Here is a 21,153-nt window from a genome sequence, read left to right on the forward strand (position 1 = left end):
GGATAGCTCCAGCGCAAGCGTCAAATGCGCTCAGCTTGCTCTAGGACGGCAGTCACCGCCCGATCAATCCTGCGACGAGCGTTTGACGGACTGATCTGGATGGAAGATTCATGCCAGTCCGTACGCCAGTCGGCTCAAGGACCATCAACAGGGTCAGATAGTTTACTCGTGGCAGTCGGATCGTTGACGCCTCTTGCCGTAAATCTTGACGCGAAGCCAACAAGAACTCTCTAACCCACCACTTGTCGGAAACATGCAAGGCTAATTTCCTTATTGAACAAACCCTTATGAAACATGGACCTGCTCGCTTCGGCGGGCAGCCCATTCAGGCAAGGTTTGTGCTTGAAGTCGACCATTTGATAAGCCCGTGCGACAGCCGTTTCATGGGCGAGACAGCGGGCCTGTAACCGTACGTCCGAAACCCTGTCTAAAGCTAGCTGAAGCGCCCTGGAAAGCGGGTTTTGCAGACGAATATCAATGTGACATTACCTTGCCAATTGATTACGATACTTTTTATGAGGTCAATACTTTGGCAGGGGCCCTACGCACCGTTATTGTTGCCATTATATTGACGAAAAAAAGCGTCAAACTTTTTGATCATTCCATCGAAAAGCGGCTTTACGCCAGCTGGAGCATGGAAGCCAAGTAAAAGGTCACCCGGAGAATCCAATGAGCAGTGTTGTTGCCATCGTCAAAAGCATTGTTGGCCAAGTCATCGCAGTTTCTCCAGAAGGTATTCGGCGGGTGCTCGTCGAGGGTGACCGTCTGTTTGCTGGCGAACAGGTCCTGACGGGGCCAGGTGGTGCCGTCACGCTGGAACTGGCCGATGGCCGCATGCTCGACCTTGGTCGCGATTCCCAATGGAGCGCCGACGCGCCTGCCAGCAGTACCGACTTGAGTGCCGCCACTGCCCAGAGCGCGCCCTCGGTCGAAGAACTCCAACAAGCCATTGCCGCCGGTGCCGACCCGACCACCGACCTCGAAGCGCCAGCCGCCGGACCTGGAAACCCGGGTACCGGAGGCGCCGCCGGTGGCGGGCATACCTTCGTCATCCAGGAGGAAACCGCCGGTGTGGTAGACCCTACCGTGGGCTACCCGACCGAAGGCCTGAGCTCCGGAGCCACACTGCAGGCCCAGGAAATCGGTGGCGTGGACGGCAATGGCGCCACGGCAGCCGCCACGCCCACGCCGGTACCTGCAACCACCGCAGTGGCACTCAGCGCGACACCGTCGATCACCGAGGCCGGTGGGGTTGTCGTGTATACCGCGACGGTCGGCCAGGCACCATCCAGTGACCTGACAGTCACTCTGTCCAACGGGGCCACGATCATCATTGGCGCGGGCCAGACCAGTGGCTCGGTGAACGTCGACATCGCTGCAAACGACACGGTCTACATCGATGGCAGCGAGATTTCCGCCACCATTACCGGCGCCAGCGGTGGCGGCTTGACAGTCAATATCGACGATACGCCAGCAGTGACCCAGATCACGGATACCATCGACACCACGGTGATCAGTCTTGCGGCTAACCCGAGCGTGACCGAAGGCGGCGTGATCACCTATACCGCCACCCTGTCCAATCCAGCCCAGACTGCCGTCACGGTCACCCTTTCCAATGGCCAGGTCATCACCATTGCCGCAGGTGCCAGCAGCGGTTCGGTCGACTTCCAGACCCCAGCGAACGACGTCTACGTCAATGGCGGTACGCTCAGCGCCACGATCACGGCTGCCACAGGTGGCAATTTCGAGAACCTGGTAGCTGATCCGGCAGCAGCAACCACCGTGATCGCTGATTCGGTCGACATCACCCCGGCGACCCTGACCGCCACGCCTTCGGTCACCGAAGGCGGCGTGATCACCTACACCGTGACCCTGGGCAATCCGGCGCAGACGCCGGTGACCGTCACCTTGTCCAATGGCCAAACCATTACGGTCGGTGCCGGCCAGACTACCGGCAGCGTGGACTTCCAGACGCCAGCCAACGACGTCTACGTCAACGGCAGCACCGTCACGACCAGTATCACCGGCGCCACCGGCGGCAACTTCGAGAACCTGGTGCCGAACCCGGCGCCGGTCAGCACTGCCATTGGTGACTCGATCGACACCACCACCGCCACGCTGACGGCCACACCTTCGGTCACCGAAGGTGGTGTGATCACTTACACCGTCACCCTGGACAATCCGGCGCAGACGCCGGTGACCGTCACCTTGTCCAATGGCCAGACCATTACGGTCGGTGCCGGTCAGACCACTGGCAGCGTCGATTTCCAGACGCCCGCCAACGACTTCTACGTCAATGGCAGCACCGTGACCACTTCGATTACGGGCGCGACGGGTGGCAACTTCGAGAACCTGGTGCCGAACCCGGCGCCGGTCAACACCGCCATCGGCGATTCGATCGACACCACTACCGCCACGCTGACGGCTACCCCGAGCGTGACCGAAGGTGGCGTCATTACCTATACCGTCACCCTGGGCAACCCGGCGCAGACGCCGGTGACCGTGACCCTGTCCAATGGCCAGACCATTACCGTCGGTGCTGGCCAGACCACTGGCAGCGTGGACTTCCAGACTCCGGCCAACGACGTCTACGTCAATGGCAGCACGGTCACGACCAGTATCACCGGCGCCACCGGCGGCAACTTCGAGAACCTGGTGCCGAACCCGGCGCCGGTCAGCACTGCCATTGGCGACTCGATCGATACCACCACGGCGACCCTGACCGCCACGCCTTCGGTCACCGAAGGTGGCGTCATTACCTATACCGTGACCTTGGGCAACCCGGCGCAGACGCCGGTGACCGTCACCTTGTCCAATGGCCAAACCATTACGGTCGGTGCCGGCCAGACTACCGGCAGCGTGGACTTCCAGACGCCAGCCAACGACGTTTACGTCAACGGCAGTACCGTGACCACATCGATTACGGGTGCGACTGGCGGCAACTTCGAGAACCTGGTGCCGAACCCGGCGCCGGTCAGCATCGCCATTGGTGACTCGATCGACACCACCACGGCGACCCTGACCGCCACGCCTTCGGTCACCGAAGGTGGTGTGATCACTTACACCGTCACCCTGGGCAATCCGGCGCAGACCCCGGTCACCGTCACCCTGTCCAACGGCCAGACCATTACCGTCGGTGCTGGTCAGACCACTGGCAGCGTGGACTTCCAGACGCCAGCCAACGACGTCTATGTCAACGGCAGCACGGTCACGACCAGTATCACCGGCGCCACCGGCGGCAACTTCGAGAACCTGGTGCCGAACCCGGCGCCGGTCAGCACTGCCATTGGCGACTCGATCGATACCACCACGGCGACCCTGACCGCCACGCCTTCGGTCACCGAAGGTGGCGTCATTACCTATACCGTGACCTTGGGCAACCCGGCGCAGACGCCGGTGACCGTCACCTTGTCCAATGGCCAAACCATTACGGTCGGTGCTGGCCAGACTACCGGCAGCGTGGACTTCCAGACGCCAGCCAACGACGTCTATGTCAACGGCAGCACCGTCACGACCAGTATCACCGGCGCCACCGGCGGCAACTTCGAGAACCTGGTACCGAATCCGGCGCCGGTTAACACCGCTATTGGTGACTCGATCGACACCACCACCGCCACGCTGACGGCTACCCCGAGCGTGACCGAAGGTGGCGTCATTACCTACACCGTCACCCTGGGCAATCCGGCGCAGACGCCGGTGACCGTGACCCTTTCTAACGGGCAGACCATCACCGTCGCTGCCGGCCAGACTACCGGCAGCGTGGACTTCCAGACCCCGGCCAACGACGTCTACGTCAACGGCAGCACCGTCACGACCAGTATCACCGGCGCCACCGGCGGCAACTTCGAGAACCTGGTACCGAATCCGGCGCCGGTCAGCACCGCCATCGGTGACTCGATCGACACCACCACCGCCACGCTGACGGCTACCCCGAGCGTGACCGAAGGCGGCGTGATCACCTACACCGTCACCCTGGGCAACCCGGCACAGACCCCGGTCACCGTGACCCTGTCCAATGGCCAGACCATTACCGTCGGTGCTGGCCAGACCACTGGCAGCGTGGACTTCCAGACTCCGGCCAACGACGTCTATGTCAACGGCAGCACGGTCACGACCAGTATCACCGGCGCCACCGGCGGCAACTTCGAGAACCTGGTGCCGAACCCGGCGCCGGTCAGCACTGCCATTGGCGACTCGATCGATACCACCACGGCGACCCTGACCGCCACGCCTTCGGTCACCGAAGGTGGCGTCATTACCTATACCGTGACCTTGGGCAACCCGGCGCAGACGCCGGTGACCGTCACCTTGTCCAATGGCCAAACCATTACGGTCGGTGCTGGCCAGACTACCGGCAGCGTGGACTTCCAGACGCCAGCCAACGACGTCTATGTCAACGGCAGCACCGTCACGACCAGTATCACCGGCGCCACCGGCGGCAACTTCGAGAACCTGGTACCGAATCCGGCGCCGGTTAACACCGCTATTGGTGACTCGATCGACACCACCACCGCCACGCTGACGGCTACCCCGAGCGTGACCGAAGGTGGCGTCATTACCTACACCGTCACCCTGGGCAATCCGGCGCAGACGCCGGTGACCGTGACCCTTTCTAACGGGCAGACCATCACCGTCGCTGCCGGCCAGACTACCGGCAGCGTGGACTTCCAGACTCCGGCCAACGACGTCTACGTCAATGGCAGCACGGTCACGACCAGTATCACCGGCGCCACCGGCGGCAACTTCGAGAACCTGGTGCCGAACCCGGCGCCGGTCAGCACTGCCATTGGCGACTCGATCGACACCACCACGGCCACGCTGACGGCCACACCTTCGGTCACCGAAGGCGGCGTGATCACCTATACCGTGACCCTGGGCAACCCAGCGCAGACCCCGGTCACCGTCACCTTGTCCAACGGCCAGACCATTACGGTTAATGCTGGCCAGACCACCGGCAGCGTGGAATTCCAGACGCCAGCCAACGACTTCTACGTCAATGGCAGCACCGTGACCACATCGATTACGGGTGCGACTGGCGGCAACTTCGAGAACCTGGTACCGAACCCGGCACCAGTCAGCACCGCCATTGGCGACTCGATCGACACCACCACCGCCACGCTGACCGCCACACCTTCGGTCACCGAAGGCGGCGTGATCACCTACACCGTGACCCTGGGCAATCCGGCGCAGACGCCGGTGACCGTCACCTTGTCCAATGGCCAAACCATTACGGTCGGTGCTGGCCAGACTACCGGCAGCGTGGACTTCCAGACCCCGGCCAATGACGTCTACGTCAACGGCAGCACGGTCACGACCAGCATCACCGGCGCCACCGGCGGCAACTTCGAGAACCTGGTACCGAACCCGGCGCCGGTCAACACCGCCATCGGCGATTCGATCGACACCACTACGGCGACCCTGACCGCCACACCTTCGGTCACCGAAGGCGGCGTGATCACCTACACCGTGACCCTGGGCAATCCGGCGCAGACCCCGGTGACCGTCACCTTGTCCAACGGCCAGACCATTACCGTCGGTGCTGGCCAGACCACTGGCAGCGTGGACTTCCAGACGCCAGCCAACGACGTCTATGTCAACGGCAGCACGGTCACGACCAGTATCACCGGCGCCACCGGCGGCAACTTCGAGAACCTGGTGCCGAACCCGGCGCCGGTCAGCACTGCCATTGGCGATTCGATCGACACCACCACCGCCACGCTGACGGCTACCCCGAGCGTGACCGAAGGTGGCGTCATTACCTACACCGTTACCCTGGACAACCCAGCGCAGACCCCGGTGACCGTCACCTTGTCCAATGGCCAGACCATTACCGTCGGTGCTGGCCAGACCACCGGCAGCGTGGACTTCCAGACCCCGGCCAATGACGTCTACGTCAATGGTAATGGCAGTACAATCACGACCAGCATCACCGGCGCCACCGGCGGCAACTTCGAGAACCTGGTGCCGAACCCGGCGCCGGTCAGCACTGCCATTGGCGATTCGATCGACACTACCACCGCCACGCTAACGGCTACCCCGAGCGTGACCGAAGGCGGCGTCATCACCTACACCGTCACCCTGGGCAACCCGGCGCAGACGCCGGTGACCGTGACCCTGTCCAACGGCCAAACCATTACCGTCGGTGCCGGCCAGACTACCGGCAGCGTGGACTTCCAGACCCCGGCCAACGACGTCTACGTCAACGGCAGCACCGTCACGACCAGTATCACCGGCGCCACCGGCGGCAACTTCGAGAACCTGGTACCGAATCCGGCGCCGGTCAGCACCGCCATCGGTGACTCGATCGACACCACCACCGCCACGCTGACGGCTACCCCGAGCGTGACCGAAGGTGGCGTGATCACCTACACCGTTACCCTGGACAATCCGGCGCAGACGCCGGTGACCGTCACCTTGTCCAATGGCCAAACCATTACGGTCGGTGCCGGCCAGACTACCGGCAGCGTGGACTTCCAGACGCCAGCTAACGACGTCTATGTCAACGGCAGCACGGTCACGACCAGTATCACCGGCGCCACCGGCGGCAACTTCGAGAACCTGGTGCCGAACCCGGCGCCGGTCAGCACTGCCATTGGCGATTCGATCGACACCACCACCGCCACGCTGACGGCTACCCCGAGCGTGACCGAAGGTGGCGTCATTACCTACACCGTTACCCTGGACAATCCGGCGCAGACGCCGGTGACCGTCACCTTGTCCAATGGCCAAACCATTACGGTCGGTGCTGGCCAGACCACCGGCAGCGTGGACTTCCAGACCCCGGCCAATGACGTCTACGTCAATGGTAATGGCAGTACAATCACGACCAGCGTCACCGGCGCCACCGGCGGCAACTTCGAGAACCTGGTGCCGAACCCGGCGCCGGTCAGCACTGCCATTGGCGATTCGATCGACACTACCACCGCCACGCTAACGGCTACTCCGAGCGTGACCGAAGGCGGCGTCATCACCTACACCGTCACCCTGGGCAATCCGGCGCAGACGCCGGTGACCGTGACCCTGTCCAATGGCCAGACCATTACCGTCGGTGCTGGCCAGACCACTGGCAGCGTGGACTTCCAGACTCCGGCCAACGACGTCTACGTCAATGGCAGCACGGTCACGACCAGTATCACCGGCGCCACCGGCGGCAACTTCGAGAACCTGGTGCCGAACCCGGCGCCGGTCAGCACTGCCATTGGCGACTCGATCGATACCACCACGGCGACCCTGACCGCCACGCCTTCGGTCACCGAAGGTGGCGTCATTACCTATACCGTGACCTTGGGCAACCCGGCGCAGACGCCGGTGACCGTCACCTTGTCCAATGGCCAAACCATTACGGTCGGTGCCGGCCAGACTACCGGCAGCGTGGACTTCCAGACGCCAGCCAACGACGTTTACGTCAACGGCAGTACCGTGACCACATCGATTACGGGTGCGACTGGCGGCAACTTCGAGAACCTGGTGCCGAACCCGGCGCCGGTCAGCATCGCCATTGGTGACTCGATCGACACCACCACGGCGACCCTGACCGCCACGCCTTCGGTCACCGAAGGTGGTGTGATCACTTACACCGTCACCCTGGGCAATCCGGCGCAGACCCCGGTCACCGTCACCCTGTCCAACGGCCAGACCATTACCGTCGGTGCTGGTCAGACCACTGGCAGCGTGGACTTCCAGACGCCAGCCAACGACGTCTATGTCAACGGCAGCACGGTCACGACCAGTATCACCGGCGCCACCGGCGGCAACTTCGAGAACCTGGTGCCGAACCCGGCGCCGGTCAGCACTGCCATTGGCGATTCGATCGACACCACCACCGCCACGCTGACGGCTACCCCGAGCGTGACCGAAGGTGGCGTCATTACCTACACCGTTACCCTGGACAACCCAGCGCAGACCCCGGTGACCGTCACCTTGTCCAATGGCCAGACCATTACCGTCGGTGCTGGCCAGACCACCGGCAGCGTGGACTTCCAGACCCCGGCCAATGACGTCTACGTCAATGGTAATGGCAGTACAATCACGACCAGCATCACCGGCGCCACCGGCGGCAACTTCGAGAACCTGGTGCCGAACCCGGCGCCGGTCAGCACTGCCATTGGCGATTCGATCGACACTACCACCGCCACGCTAACGGCTACCCCGAGCGTGACCGAAGGCGGCGTCATCACCTACACCGTCACCCTGGGCAACCCGGCGCAGACGCCGGTGACCGTGACCCTGTCCAACGGCCAAACCATTACCGTCGGTGCCGGCCAGACTACCGGCAGCGTGGACTTCCAGACCCCGGCCAACGACGTCTACGTCAACGGCAGCACCGTCACGACCAGTATCACCGGCGCCACCGGCGGCAACTTCGAGAACCTGGTACCGAATCCGGCGCCGGTCAGCACCGCCATCGGTGACTCGATCGACACCACCACCGCCACGCTGACGGCTACCCCGAGCGTGACCGAAGGCGGCGTGATCACCTACACCGTCACCCTGGGCAACCCGGCACAGACCCCGGTCACCGTGACCCTGTCCAATGGCCAGACCATTACCGTCGGTGCTGGCCAGACCACTGGCAGCGTGGACTTCCAGACTCCGGCCAACGACGTCTATGTCAACGGCAGCACGGTCACGACCAGTATCACCGGCGCCACCGGCGGCAACTTCGAGAACCTGGTGCCGAACCCGGCGCCGGTCAGCACTGCCATTGGCGACTCGATCGATACCACCACGGCGACCCTGACCGCCACGCCTTCGGTCACCGAAGGTGGCGTCATTACCTATACCGTGACCTTGGGCAACCCGGCGCAGACGCCGGTGACCGTCACCTTGTCCAATGGCCAAACCATTACGGTCGGTGCCGGCCAGACTACCGGCAGCGTGGACTTCCAGACGCCAGCCAACGACGTTTACGTCAACGGCAGTACCGTGACCACATCGATTACGGGTGCGACTGGCGGCAACTTCGAGAACCTGGTGCCGAACCCGGCGCCGGTCAGCATCGCCATTGGTGACTCGATCGACACCACCACGGCGACCCTGACCGCCACGCCTTCGGTCACCGAAGGTGGTGTGATCACTTACACCGTCACCCTGGGCAATCCGGCGCAGACCCCGGTCACCGTCACCCTGTCCAACGGCCAGACCATTACCGTCGGTGCTGGCCAGACCACTGGCAGCGTGGACTTCCAGACGCCAGCCAACGACGTCTATGTCAACGGCAGCACGGTCACGACCAGCATCACCGGCGCCACCGGCGGCAACTTCGAGAACCTGGTGCCGAACCCGGCGCCGGTCAGCACTGCCATTGGCGACTCGATCGATACCACCACGGCGACCCTGACCGCCACGCCTTCGGTCACCGAAGGTGGCGTCATTACCTATACCGTGACCTTGGGCAACCCGGCGCAGACGCCGGTGACCGTCACCTTGTCCAATGGCCAAACCATTACGGTCGGTGCTGGCCAGACTACCGGCAGCGTGGACTTCCAGACCCCGGCCAACGACGTTTACGTCAACGGCAGTACCGTGACCACATCGATTACGGGTGCGACTGGCGGCAACTTCGAGAACCTGGTGCCGAACCCGGCGCCGGTCAGCACTGCCATCGGCGATTCGATCGACACCACCACGGCGAACCTGACCGCCACACCTTCGGTCACCGAAGGTGGTGTGATCACTTACACCGTCACCCTGGGCAATCCGGCGCAGACGCCGGTGACCGTCACCTTGTCCAATGGCCAAACCATTACGGTCGGTGCTGGCCAGACTACCGGCAGCGTGGACTTCCAGACGCCAGCCAATGATGTGTATGTGAACGGCAGTACCGTCACGACCAGCATCACCGGCGCCACCGGCGGCAACTTCGAGAACCTGGTGCCGAACCCGGCGCCGGTCAGCACTGCCATTGGCGATTCGATCGACACTACCACCGCCACGCTAACGGCTACCCCGAGCGTGACCGAAGGCGGCGTCATCACCTACACCGTCACCCTGGGCAACCCGGCGCAGACGCCGGTGACCGTGACCCTGTCCAACGGCCAGACCATTACCGTCGGTGCTGGCCAGACCACTGGCAGCGTGGACTTCCAGACCCCAGCCAACGACGTCTACGTCAACGGCAGTACCGTCACGACCAGTATCACCGGCGCCACCGGCGGCAACTTCGAGAACCTGGTGCCGAACCCGGCGCCGGTCAGCACTGCCATTGGCGACTCGATCGATACCACCACGGCGACCCTGACCGCCACGCCTTCGGTCACCGAAGGTGGCGTCATTACCTATACCGTGACCTTGGGCAACCCGGCGCAGACGCCGGTGACCGTCACCTTGTCCAATGGCCAAACCATTACGGTCGGTGCTGGCCAGACTACCGGCAGCGTGGACTTCCAGACTCCGGCCAACGACGTCTACGTCAATGGCAGCACGGTCACGACCAGCATCACCGGCGCGACCGGCGGCAACTTCGAGAACCTGGTACCGAATCCGGCGCCGGTTAACACCGCCATCGGTGACTCGATCGACACCACCACGGCGACCCTGACCGCCACACCTTCGGTCACCGAAGGTGGTGTGATCACTTACACCGTCACCCTGGACAATCCGGCGCAGACGCCGGTCACCGTGACCCTGTCCAACGGCCAGACCATCACCGTCGCTGCCGGCCAGACTACCGGCAGCGTCGATTTCCAGACCCCGGCCAACGACGTCTACGTCAACGGCAGCACCGTGACCACGTCGATCACGGGCGCGACGGGTGGCAACTTCGAGAACCTGGTGCCGAACCCGGCACCGGTCAGCACTGCCATCGGTGACTCGATCGACACCACCACCGCCACGCTGACGGCTACCCCGAGCGTGACCGAAGGTGGCGTCATTACCTATACCGTGACCCTGGGCAACCCGGCACAGACCCCGGTCACCGTGACCCTGTCCAACGGCCAGACCATTACGGTCGGTGCCGGTCAGACTACCGGCAGCGTGGACTTCCAGACGCCGGCCAACGACGTCTACATCAACGGCAGTACCGTGACCACATCGATTACGGGTGCGACAGGCGGCAACTTCGAGAACCTGGTGCCGAACCCGGCACCGGTCAGCACTGCCATTGGTGACTCGATCGACACCACCACCGCCACGCTGACGGCCACACCTTCGGTCACCGAAGGTGGTGTGATCACTTACACCGTCACCCTGGACAATCCGGCGCAGACCCCGGTGACCGTCACCCTGTCCAACGGCCAGACCATCACCGTCGCTGCCGGCCAGACCACTAGCAGCGTCGATTTCCAGACGCCAGCCAACGACGTCTACGTCAACGGCAGCACGGTCACGACCAGCATCACCGGCGCCACCGGCGGCAACTTCGAGAACCTGGTGCCGAATCCGGCGCCGGTTAACACCGCTATTGGCGACTCGATCGACACCACCACCGCCACGCTGACGGCCACACCTTCGGTCACCGAAGGTGGTGTGATCACTTACACCGTCACCCTGGACAATCCGGCGCAGACGCCGGTCACCGTCACCTTGTCCAACGGACAGACCATTACGGTCGGTGCTGGCCAGACCACTGGCAGCGTGGACTTCCAGACCCCAGCCAACGACGTCTATGTCAACGGCAGCACCGTCACGACCAGTATCACCGGCGCCACCGGCGGCAACTTCGAGAACCTGGTACCGAATCCGGCGCCGGTCAGCACCGCCATCGGTGACTCGATCGACACCACCACGGCGACCCTGACCGCCACACCTTCGGTCACCGAAGGTGGTGTGATCACTTACACCGTCACCCTGGACAATCCGGCGCAGACGCCGGTCACCGTGACCCTGTCCAACGGCCAGACCATCACCGTCGCTGCCGGCCAGACTACCGGCAGCGTCGATTTCCAGACCCCGGCCAACGACGTCTACGTCAACGGCAGCACCGTGACCACGTCGATCACGGGCGCGACGGGTGGCAACTTCGAGAACCTGGTGCCGAACCCGGCACCGGTCAGCACTGCCATCGGTGACTCGATCGACACCACTACGGCGACCCTGACCGCCACACCTTCGGTCACCGAAGGCGGCGTGATCACCTACACCGTGACCCTGGGCAATTCGGCGCAGACGCCGGTGACCGTCACCTTGTCCAATGGCCAAACCATTACGGTCGATGCCGGCCAGACTACCGGCAGCGTCGATTTCCAGACCCCGGCCAACGACGTCTACGTCAACGGCAGCACCGTGACCACGTCGATCACGGGCGCCACCGGCGGCAACTTCGAGAACTTGGTACCGAATCCGGCACCAGTCAGCACCGCCATCGGTGACTCGATCGACACCACTACGGCCACGTTGACGGCTACCCCGAGCGTGACCGAGGGTGGCGTGATCACCTACACCGTGACTCTGGACAATCCGGCGCAGACGCCGGTGACCGTGACCCTGTCCAACGGCCAGACCATTACCGTCGGTGCTGGCCAGACCACTGGCAGCGTGGACTTCCAGACCCCAGCCAACGACGTGTACGTCAATGGCAGCACGGTGACCACGTCAATCGCTGGCGCCACCGGCGGCAACTTTGAGAACCTGGTACCGAACCCAGCGCCGGTCAGCACCGCCATCGGTGACTCGATCGACACCACCACGGCCACGTTGACGGCTACCCCGAGCGTGACCGAGGGTGGCGTGATCACCTACACCGTGACTCTGGACAATCCGGCGCAGACGCCGGTGACCGTCACCTTGTCCAATGGCCAAACCATTACGGTCGGTGCTGGCCAGACTACCGGCAGCGTGGACTTCCAGACCCCGGCCAATGACGTCTACGTCAACGGCAGCACGGTCACGACCAGCATCACCGGCGCCACCGGCGGCAACTTCGAGAACCTGGTACCGAACCCGGCGCCGGTCAACACCGCCATCGGCGATTCGATCGACACCACCACCGCCACGCTGACAGCTACCCCGAGCGTCACCGAAGGCGGCGTCATTACCTACACCGTCACCCTGGACAATCCGGCGCAGACGCCGGTCACCGTCACCCTGTCCAACGGACAGACCATCACCGTCGATGCCGGCCAGACCACTGGCAGCGTCGATTTCCAGACGCCAGCCAACGACGTCTATGTCAACGGCAGCACGGTCACGACCAGCATCACTGGCGCCACCGGCGGCAACTTCGAGAACTTGGTACCGAACCCGGCACCAGTCAGCACCGCCATCGGTGACTCGATCGACACCACCACGGCGACCCTGACCGCCCCACCTTCGGTCACCGAAGGTGGTGTGATCACTTACACCGTGACCCTGGACAACCCAGCGCAGACCCCGGTGACCGTCACCTTGTCCAATGGCCAGACCATTACGGTTAATGCTGGCCAGACCACTGGCAGCGTGGACTTCCAGACGCCAGCGAATGATGTGTATGTGAACGGCAGTACCGTGACCACGTCGATCACGGGTGCGACGGGTGGCAACTTCGAGAACTTGGTGCCGAACCCGGCGCCGGTCAGCACCGCCATCGGTGACTCGATCGATACCACCACGGCGACCCTGACCGCTACGCCTTCGGTCACCGAAGGTGGTGTGATCACTTACACCGTCACCCTGGGCAACCCGGCGCAGACCCCCGTCACCGTCACCCTGTCCAATGGCCAGACCATCACTGTCGCTGCCGGCCAGACCACTGGCAGCGTCGATTTCCAGACCCCAGCCAACGACGTCTATGTCAACGGCAGCACGGTGACCACGTCGATCACAGGTGCGACCGGTGGCAACTTCGAGAACCTGGTACCGAATCTGGCGCCGATCAGCACTTCCATTAACGATAGTGTCGATACAGTCACCGTCTCGATCGCCAGCAATGGCGATGTCACCGAAGCCCAGCAGCCCGCCTTCACCGTGCGCGTGAACCAGGCCCTGGACCGCGACCTCACCGTTACCCTGACCAATGGCGCCAAGGTGGTGATCGCGGCCGGCCAGACTGAAGCGGTCTACCGCGCCGACGCCCAGGGCGACGATGTGTTCAAGGACGCCGGCTCGCTCACCCTCGGCGTGCGCGAAGCCACTGTCGAGGGTGCGAGCTTCGAGAACCTGCAATTCGGTGGTTCGGCCACCGTACAGATCGCCGATACCATCAGCGATGTCGTGGCGACCTTGACCGCTGACAAGACCACCGTTACCGAAGGCGGTCAGATCACCTACACCGTCACCCTGAGCAATGCGGACGGCTTGCCGGTGACCGGTCACGATGGCCTGCGCTTCACCCTGACCGATGGCACCGTCGTGGAAATTACCAAAGGCAGCGCCACCGGCACCGCCACCATCACCGTGGCTGACGACGTGTTCGTAGGCGGGCAACCGGCCATCGCCCAGAGCATCACCGGCGTGACCGGAACCGAGCGGTTCGAGAACCTGGTCACCACCGGCAGCACCAGCACCACCATCACCGACGAGACCGGCACCCCGAGCAATCCGGGCACCCCTGGCACTCCGAACGGCGGGGATGCGGTTACCGTATCCATCGCTGCCGACCAGCCTTCGGTCACCGAAGACCAGCCGGCCACGTTCACCATCACGCTCAACCGCGCCCTCGAGCGCGACCTTACCGTCACCTTGAGCAACGGTGACACCACCGTCGTGAAGGCCGGTTCCCTGACCGGTACCTATACGTTGGCGGCCCAGGGCGAGGACGTGCTCAAGGACGGTCAGACCGTGCAGCTTGGCGTAAGAGACGCCGTGGACGCTGGCGGCAAGAGCTTCGAGAACTTGCAGATCGACACCACGCCGGCTTCGCTGCAGATCAACGACACGATCAACGAGGTAGTTGCCACCCTCACCGCCGACAAGACCACCGTCACTGAAGGTGGCCAGGTCACCTATACCGTGACCTTGATCAGCAAGGACGGCCTGCCGGTCACCGGCCACAAAGGCATGACCTTCACTCTCGAAGGTGGTGGCGTGGTAACCATCGAAGCCGGCAAGGCCAGCGGCACCTATGTGCTGACCACGGCCGACGATGTCTATGTCGGCGGCCAGGCGAGCATCGTCAAGTCCATCACCGGAATCACCGGCGGCAACGTGTTCGAGAAGCTTTCGACTTCGGGTTACGTCACCACCACCGTCATCGATGAAGCGGGTACTGTGAACAATCCGGGTGGCACGGGCACGCCGAACGGCGGCGACCTGGTCACGGTCGGCATCGCCGCCGACCAGCCTTCGGTCACCGAAGACAAGCCGGCCACCTTCACCGTAACGCTCAACCGCGCGCTGGAGCGCGACCTGACCGTCACCCTGACCAACGGCGACAGCGTCACGGTCAAGGCCGGCGCGCTCACCGCGACCTATACCCTGGCAGCCCAGGGTGAGGACGTGTTCAAGGATGGCCAGACCATTGAGCTTGGCGTGAAAACCGCTGTCGACGTTGGCGGCAAGGGCTTCGAGAACCTGCAGATCGACCCGACCAAGGCGTCGCTGGCCATCGAAGACACCGTCAACGAAGTGGTTGCCAAGCTCACCGCCGACAAGACCGCCGTCACCGAAGGTGGCCAGGTCACCTATACCGTGACCTTGGTCAGCAAGGATGGCTTGCCGGTCACCGGTCACAAGGGCATGACCTTCACCCTCGAAGGTGGTGGCGTGGTAACCATCGAAGCCGGCAAGGCCAGCGGCAGCTATGTGCTGACCACGGCCGACGATGTCTATGTCGGCGGCCAGGCGAGCATCGTCAAGTCCATCACCGGGATCACCGGCGGCAACGTGTTCGAGAAGCTCTCGACCTCGGGCAGTACCTGCACCATCGTCACCGACGAACTCGGTACCCCGAACAACCCAGGCAGCACGGGCACGCCGAACGGCGGCGACCTGGTCACGGTCGGCATCGCCGCCGACCAGCCTTCGGTCACCGAAGACAAGCCGGCCACCTTCACCGTGACGCTCAACCGCGCGCTGGAGCGCGACCTGACCGTCACCCTGACCAACGGCTCGGTCGTCACGGTCAAGGCCGGCGAGACGACTGCGCGCTATACCCTGGCGGCCCAAGGCGAGGACGTGTTCAAGGACGGCGAAACCCTCCAGCTCGGCGTGAAGAGCGCCGTCGATGTCGGTGGCAAGAGCTTCGAAAACCTGCAGATCGATGCCACCAAGGCTTCGCTGCAAGTGCTCGACACCACCAACGAGGTGGTCGCCACCCTGACTGCCGACAAGAGCACCGTCACCGAAGGCGGCCAGGTCACCTACACCGTGACCTTGAGCAACGCCCAAGGCTTGCCAGTCACCGGCCATGGCGGACTGACCTTCACGCTCGGCGATGGCAGCAAGGTACTGATCGCCAACGGCAGCGCCAGCGGTAGCGTGGTCGTCACGGCCAAGGACGATGTGTACACCGGTGGCCAGGCCGACATGGTCAACAAGCTGGTCTCGGTCAGCGGCGGCGAGAGCTTCGAGAAGCTCACCCTCGGCGGCGAGACGCGCACCACCGTCGTCATCGACGAGCCAGGCTCGGGAGTTCCAGGTAGCAACAACCAGGGTGACAAGGTGTTGGTCACCATCGTTGGCAATGGCGATGTCACCGAAGCCCAGCAGCCTTCGTTCACCGTCAAGGTCAACCAGGCGCTCGACCGGGACCTTACCGTCACGCTCAGCAACGACGCCAAGGTCGTCATTGCCGCAGGCCAGACGCAGGTCGAATACAAGGCGCCCGTGCAGGGCGAGGACGTGTTCAAGGACGCCGGCTCGTTGACGGTCGGCATCAAGGATGCCGCCGTCACTGGCAAGGCATTCGAGAACCTGCAGCTCGGCGGCGCCGCCACGGTCCAGATCAGCGACACGACCAGCGAAGTGATCGCGACCCTCAGTGCCGACAAGGCCTCGGTGATCGAAGGCAACACCTTCACCTACACCGTCACCCTGACCAATGCCCAGGGCCTGCCGGTCACTGGCCACAATGGCCTGACCTTTACCCTGTCCGACGGCACCAAGGTCGCCATCGCCGCAGGCAGCGCTTCGGGCAGCGCCACGGTGACCGCGCCTGACGACGTGTTCATCGGTGGTCACGCCACCATCGTCAACAAGCTGGTCACCGTGGCGGGTGGCGATATCTTCGAAAAACTGACGATGAGCCAGGACGAGGTCTTCACCTCCGTCAAGGATGAATCCGGCAGTGGCGTACCAGGCGCTGGCAACCAGGGCGACAAGGTGTCGGTCTCGATCGTCGGCAATGGCGATGTCACCGAAGCCCAGCAGCCTTCATTCACCGTCAAGGTCAGCCAGAAGCTCGACCAGCCGCTCACCGTCACGCTCAGCAATGGCGCGCAGGTGGTCATCGAGGCTGGCCAGACCCAGGTCGAGTACAAGGCACCCGTGCAGGGCGAGGACGTGTTCAAGGATGCCGGCTCGCTGACCTTGAGCGTCCAGGATGCCGCAGTGGTCGGCAAGTCCTTCGAGAACCTCGATATCAACAGCAGCGCCACGGTGCAGATCAGCGACACCATCAACGAAGTGGTGGCGACCCTGACCGCCGACAAGACCACGGTCACCGAAGGCGGTCAGCTGACCTACACCGTGAACCTGAGCAATGCCCAAGGCCTGCCAGTTGGCGGCCACAACGGCCTGAGCTTCACGCTGAGCGACGGCACGCTGGTCAAGGTGGCCGCAGGCAGCACCAGTGGCAGCGCGACGATCACGGTCAAGGACGATGCCTACACCGGTGGCCAGGCCGATATCGTCAACAAGCTGGTCTCGGTCAGTGGCGGCGAGAATTTCGAAAAGCTCACCCTCGGCGGCGAGACGCGCACGACCAGCGTGACCGATGAGGCGGCTGGCCAGGGCGATCTGACCACCTTGGCCATCACCGGCGACAGCTCGGTAATCGAAGGTGCCACGGCGCACTACACGCTCACCTTGAGCAACCCGGCCAAGAGCGAAGTTACCGTTACCTTGAGCTACAGCGGCACCGCCAGCAACGGCCAGGACTATACCGGTGTGACCACCGTGAAGATCCCGGCCAATGCCAGCAGCGCCAGCTTCGACATCAAGACCATCGACGACCCACTGGTCGAAGGCTCGGAGAACTTCGTCGTCAAGATCGCCGGCGCTACCGGTGGCAACTTCGAGAACCTGGCCATGGACGCCGGCAAGTCCAGCGTCACCACCACGATCATCGACAACGACAATGCTCCAGTCTCTACCGGCGGCGCGGTCACGGGCAAGGAAGACACCGACTACGTCTTCACCTGGGACAACTTCAAGGTCACCGATGCCGATGGCAATACCGGCCTGAACGTGACCATCACCAAGCTGCCGGACCTCGGCTCGCTGAAGTTCTTCAATGGCAGCGCCTGGGTGGACGTTTCGCTGAACCAGACGGTCAGCCAGGCGGATATCGGCAAGGGTTACCTGAAGTTCGTCCCGCTGGCCAACCAGTCCGGCGTGGATGGCTATGGTGGCTCGGGCGTCGGCAACAAGCAGGCCGACTATGCGCAGGTCAAGTTCAAGCCCAACGACGGTACCAACCTGGGTGCCGAGGCGACGCTGAAGATCGATATCGCGCCGGTGGCCGACCAGCCGGCCCTGAACATTGCCAGCAACACCGTCAATTCGCTCGGGCTGACCAAGGAAACCTGGACCAGCCTCAACGGGCTGGGGACCAACGGCAACGGCCTTACCGGCGAAGCGCTCAAGACCGTGTTCGCCAACTCCGGCAGTGCCAGCAAGAGCGAAACCACCACCAATGTGCAGTCCGACAGCAGCGTGACGGCCCAGACCGGTTCCAAGACCTCGGGCCTGATCTACCTGGAGGCTGGCAAGGTCTATACCTTCAGCGGTACGGCCGATGACAGCCTGTACGTGACCCTCGGTGGCAAGTCGGTCGTCACGGCCACATGGGGTGCCGGTGGCTCCATCTCCGGCAGCTTCACTCCGGCGACCAGTGGCTACTACCCCATCGAGGTCTATCATGCCAACCAGTCCGGTCCAGGCAGCTATGACCTGAATGTCAAGGTAGGCAATGGCGCGGTCACCGACCTGAACAGCGCCAACTTCCCGATGTACCAGAGCCTGGGCGAGATGACCGGGGCGGGCCTGACGCCTTCGGACGCGCATACCAACGGCAATGGCCAGACCTACTACGACGGTTACAAGCTCAACGAAGGTCCGGAGAACGGCAGCGTCAAGCTGGTCGGCATCAGTTCCGCGCTGACCGATACCGATGGCTCCGAGAGCCTGAGCGTCAAGCTTGGCGGCATCCCTTCGGGCTCGGTGCTCAGCGACAATGCCGGCCACAGTGTCACCGTCGGCGCGAGCGCGGTGGACGTGACCGGCTGGAACCTGGGCAGCCTGGCGATCAAGCCACCGGCCTACTACTACGGCCAGTTCGACGTGAAGGTTTCCGCGACCTCCTCGGAAAGCGTCGGCGGCAGCACGGCCAGCAGCGAGGGGACGCTCAAGGTCACGGTCTACCCGGACAGCTACACCACGACCAACCTGACCTCCGAGAGCGACACCTACACCGGCGGCACGAGCAGCGACATCATCGTGGCCGACGTCACCGGTCTGCATGTGGTAGCGGGCAAGGACTACAACATCGCCTTCATCGTCGACACCTCCGGCAGCATGGGCAGCGCTGGCGTGAACGCAGCGAAAAGCTCGCTCGAGTCGGTGTTCAAGACCCTGGCGGCCAGCGTGAAGGGCTCCATGTCGGGGACCGTCAACGTTCTGCTGGTGGACTTCGCCAGCCAGGTGAAGAGCAATGTGTCGGTCACGCTGAACGATGCGGGGCTCAAGACCCTGCTCAACAGCCTCTCGACCATGAGCGCGGGCGGCGGTACCAACTACGAGGATGCCTTCAAGACTACGGCGAACTGGTTCCAGAACCTCAAGGACGCCGGTAACTCGGGTAGCAACCAGACCTACTTCGTCACGGATGGGCAGCCGACGTTCTATCAGAGCAATGAAAATACCAATCCGACGCTCGGTTCGTCCGGTGTCACGATGGACGCCTACCTGAGCAGCTATGGCTATCAATCGGGGGGATCGATCGCGGGCCGCTATCTCGATAGCAATACCTACGTAAGTGTCGACAACGGTGTCCTGTCGGTCAGCACCAAAACCTGGTCTTTCTGGACCGGCTATTACATGAAAACCGTGCTGACTGGCGAAATCCACGCCGAAGGCAACGGCGGTTATGAACTGTCCAGCCGCTACGGCACGGGCAGCTCCACCGACGATGCGACCTTGAGCAACTCGCTGAGCAGCTTCAAGTTGCTCTCGGGCCTGTCCAATGTCGAGGCGATCGGCCTGAACAGCGACATCAGCGCCAACGACCTGAAGGCCTACGACTCCGACCAGAAGCCGCAGACCAACATCGACCCGAGCAAGCTGGCCGATGCCATCCTCGGCCATACCGAAACCACCGTGCCGGGCAACGACACGATCAACGGCGGCGATGGCAACGACATCCTGTTCGGCGACCTGGTCACCTTCAGCTCCGTGGCGGGCACCGGTGTCGAGGCGGTCCAGGGCTACGTCGCGGCCAAGCTGGGCGTGGACGCAGGCAGTGTCGATGCGCGAACGATGCACCAGTACGTTTCCGAGCATTACACCGAGTTCGATGTCTCGCGTAGCAACGACGGCGGCGACATCCTCAACGGTGGCAATGGCGACGACATCATCTTCGGCCAAGGTGGCAACGACTACCTCGACGGTGGCAAGGGCAACGACATCCTGCTCGGCGGCGCGGGCAGCGATACCCTGCTCGGTGGCGAAGGCGACGACATCCTGATCGGTGGCAAGGGCAACGACACCATGACCGGTGGCAGTGGCGCCGACACCTTCGTGTGGAAGGCCGGCGATACCGGTAGCGACGTGATCAAGGACTTCAAGGCCAGTGAAGGTGATCGCCTCGACCTGAAGGATCTGCTGCAGGGCGAGAAGGCCAGCACCATCGACAACTTCCTGAAGATCACCACGGCAGGTGGCGACACGACCTTGCAGGTCAGTTCCGAAGGCAAGCTCAATGCCGCCGGCGGGCTCGCCAATGCCGACGTGACCATCAAGCTGGAGGGCGTGAACTGGTCCAACACCACCATCAATTCGTTGATCAGCGGTGCCGACCCGACCATCAAGATTCACAACAACGACAGCTGATGGCCCGGCTCTCCGGTAGCCGACATC

Annotated in this window: 1 protein-coding gene; it reads left to right on the forward strand. The window is 63.3% G+C overall.

Annotated elements, in window-relative coordinates:
* Window positions 1-669 precede the first annotated feature (669 nt).
* Window positions 670-21,126: an immunoglobulin-like domain-containing protein gene (locus ACY8GK_RS15260; RefSeq protein WP_462401566.1), complete on the forward strand. Its 20,457-nt coding sequence runs from the start codon at window positions 670-672 to the stop codon at window positions 21,124-21,126.
* Window positions 21,127-21,153 lie beyond the last annotated feature (27 nt).

It is taken from the genome of Pseudomonas sp. Marseille-QA0332, from assembly GCF_054950175.1.

What these genes read in the sequence shown, in the direction of transcription:
- ACY8GK_RS15260 (WP_462401566.1), top strand. Translation starts at nt 670, where the DNA reads ATGAGCAGTGTTGTTGCCATCGTCAAAAGCATTGTTGGCCAAGTCATC.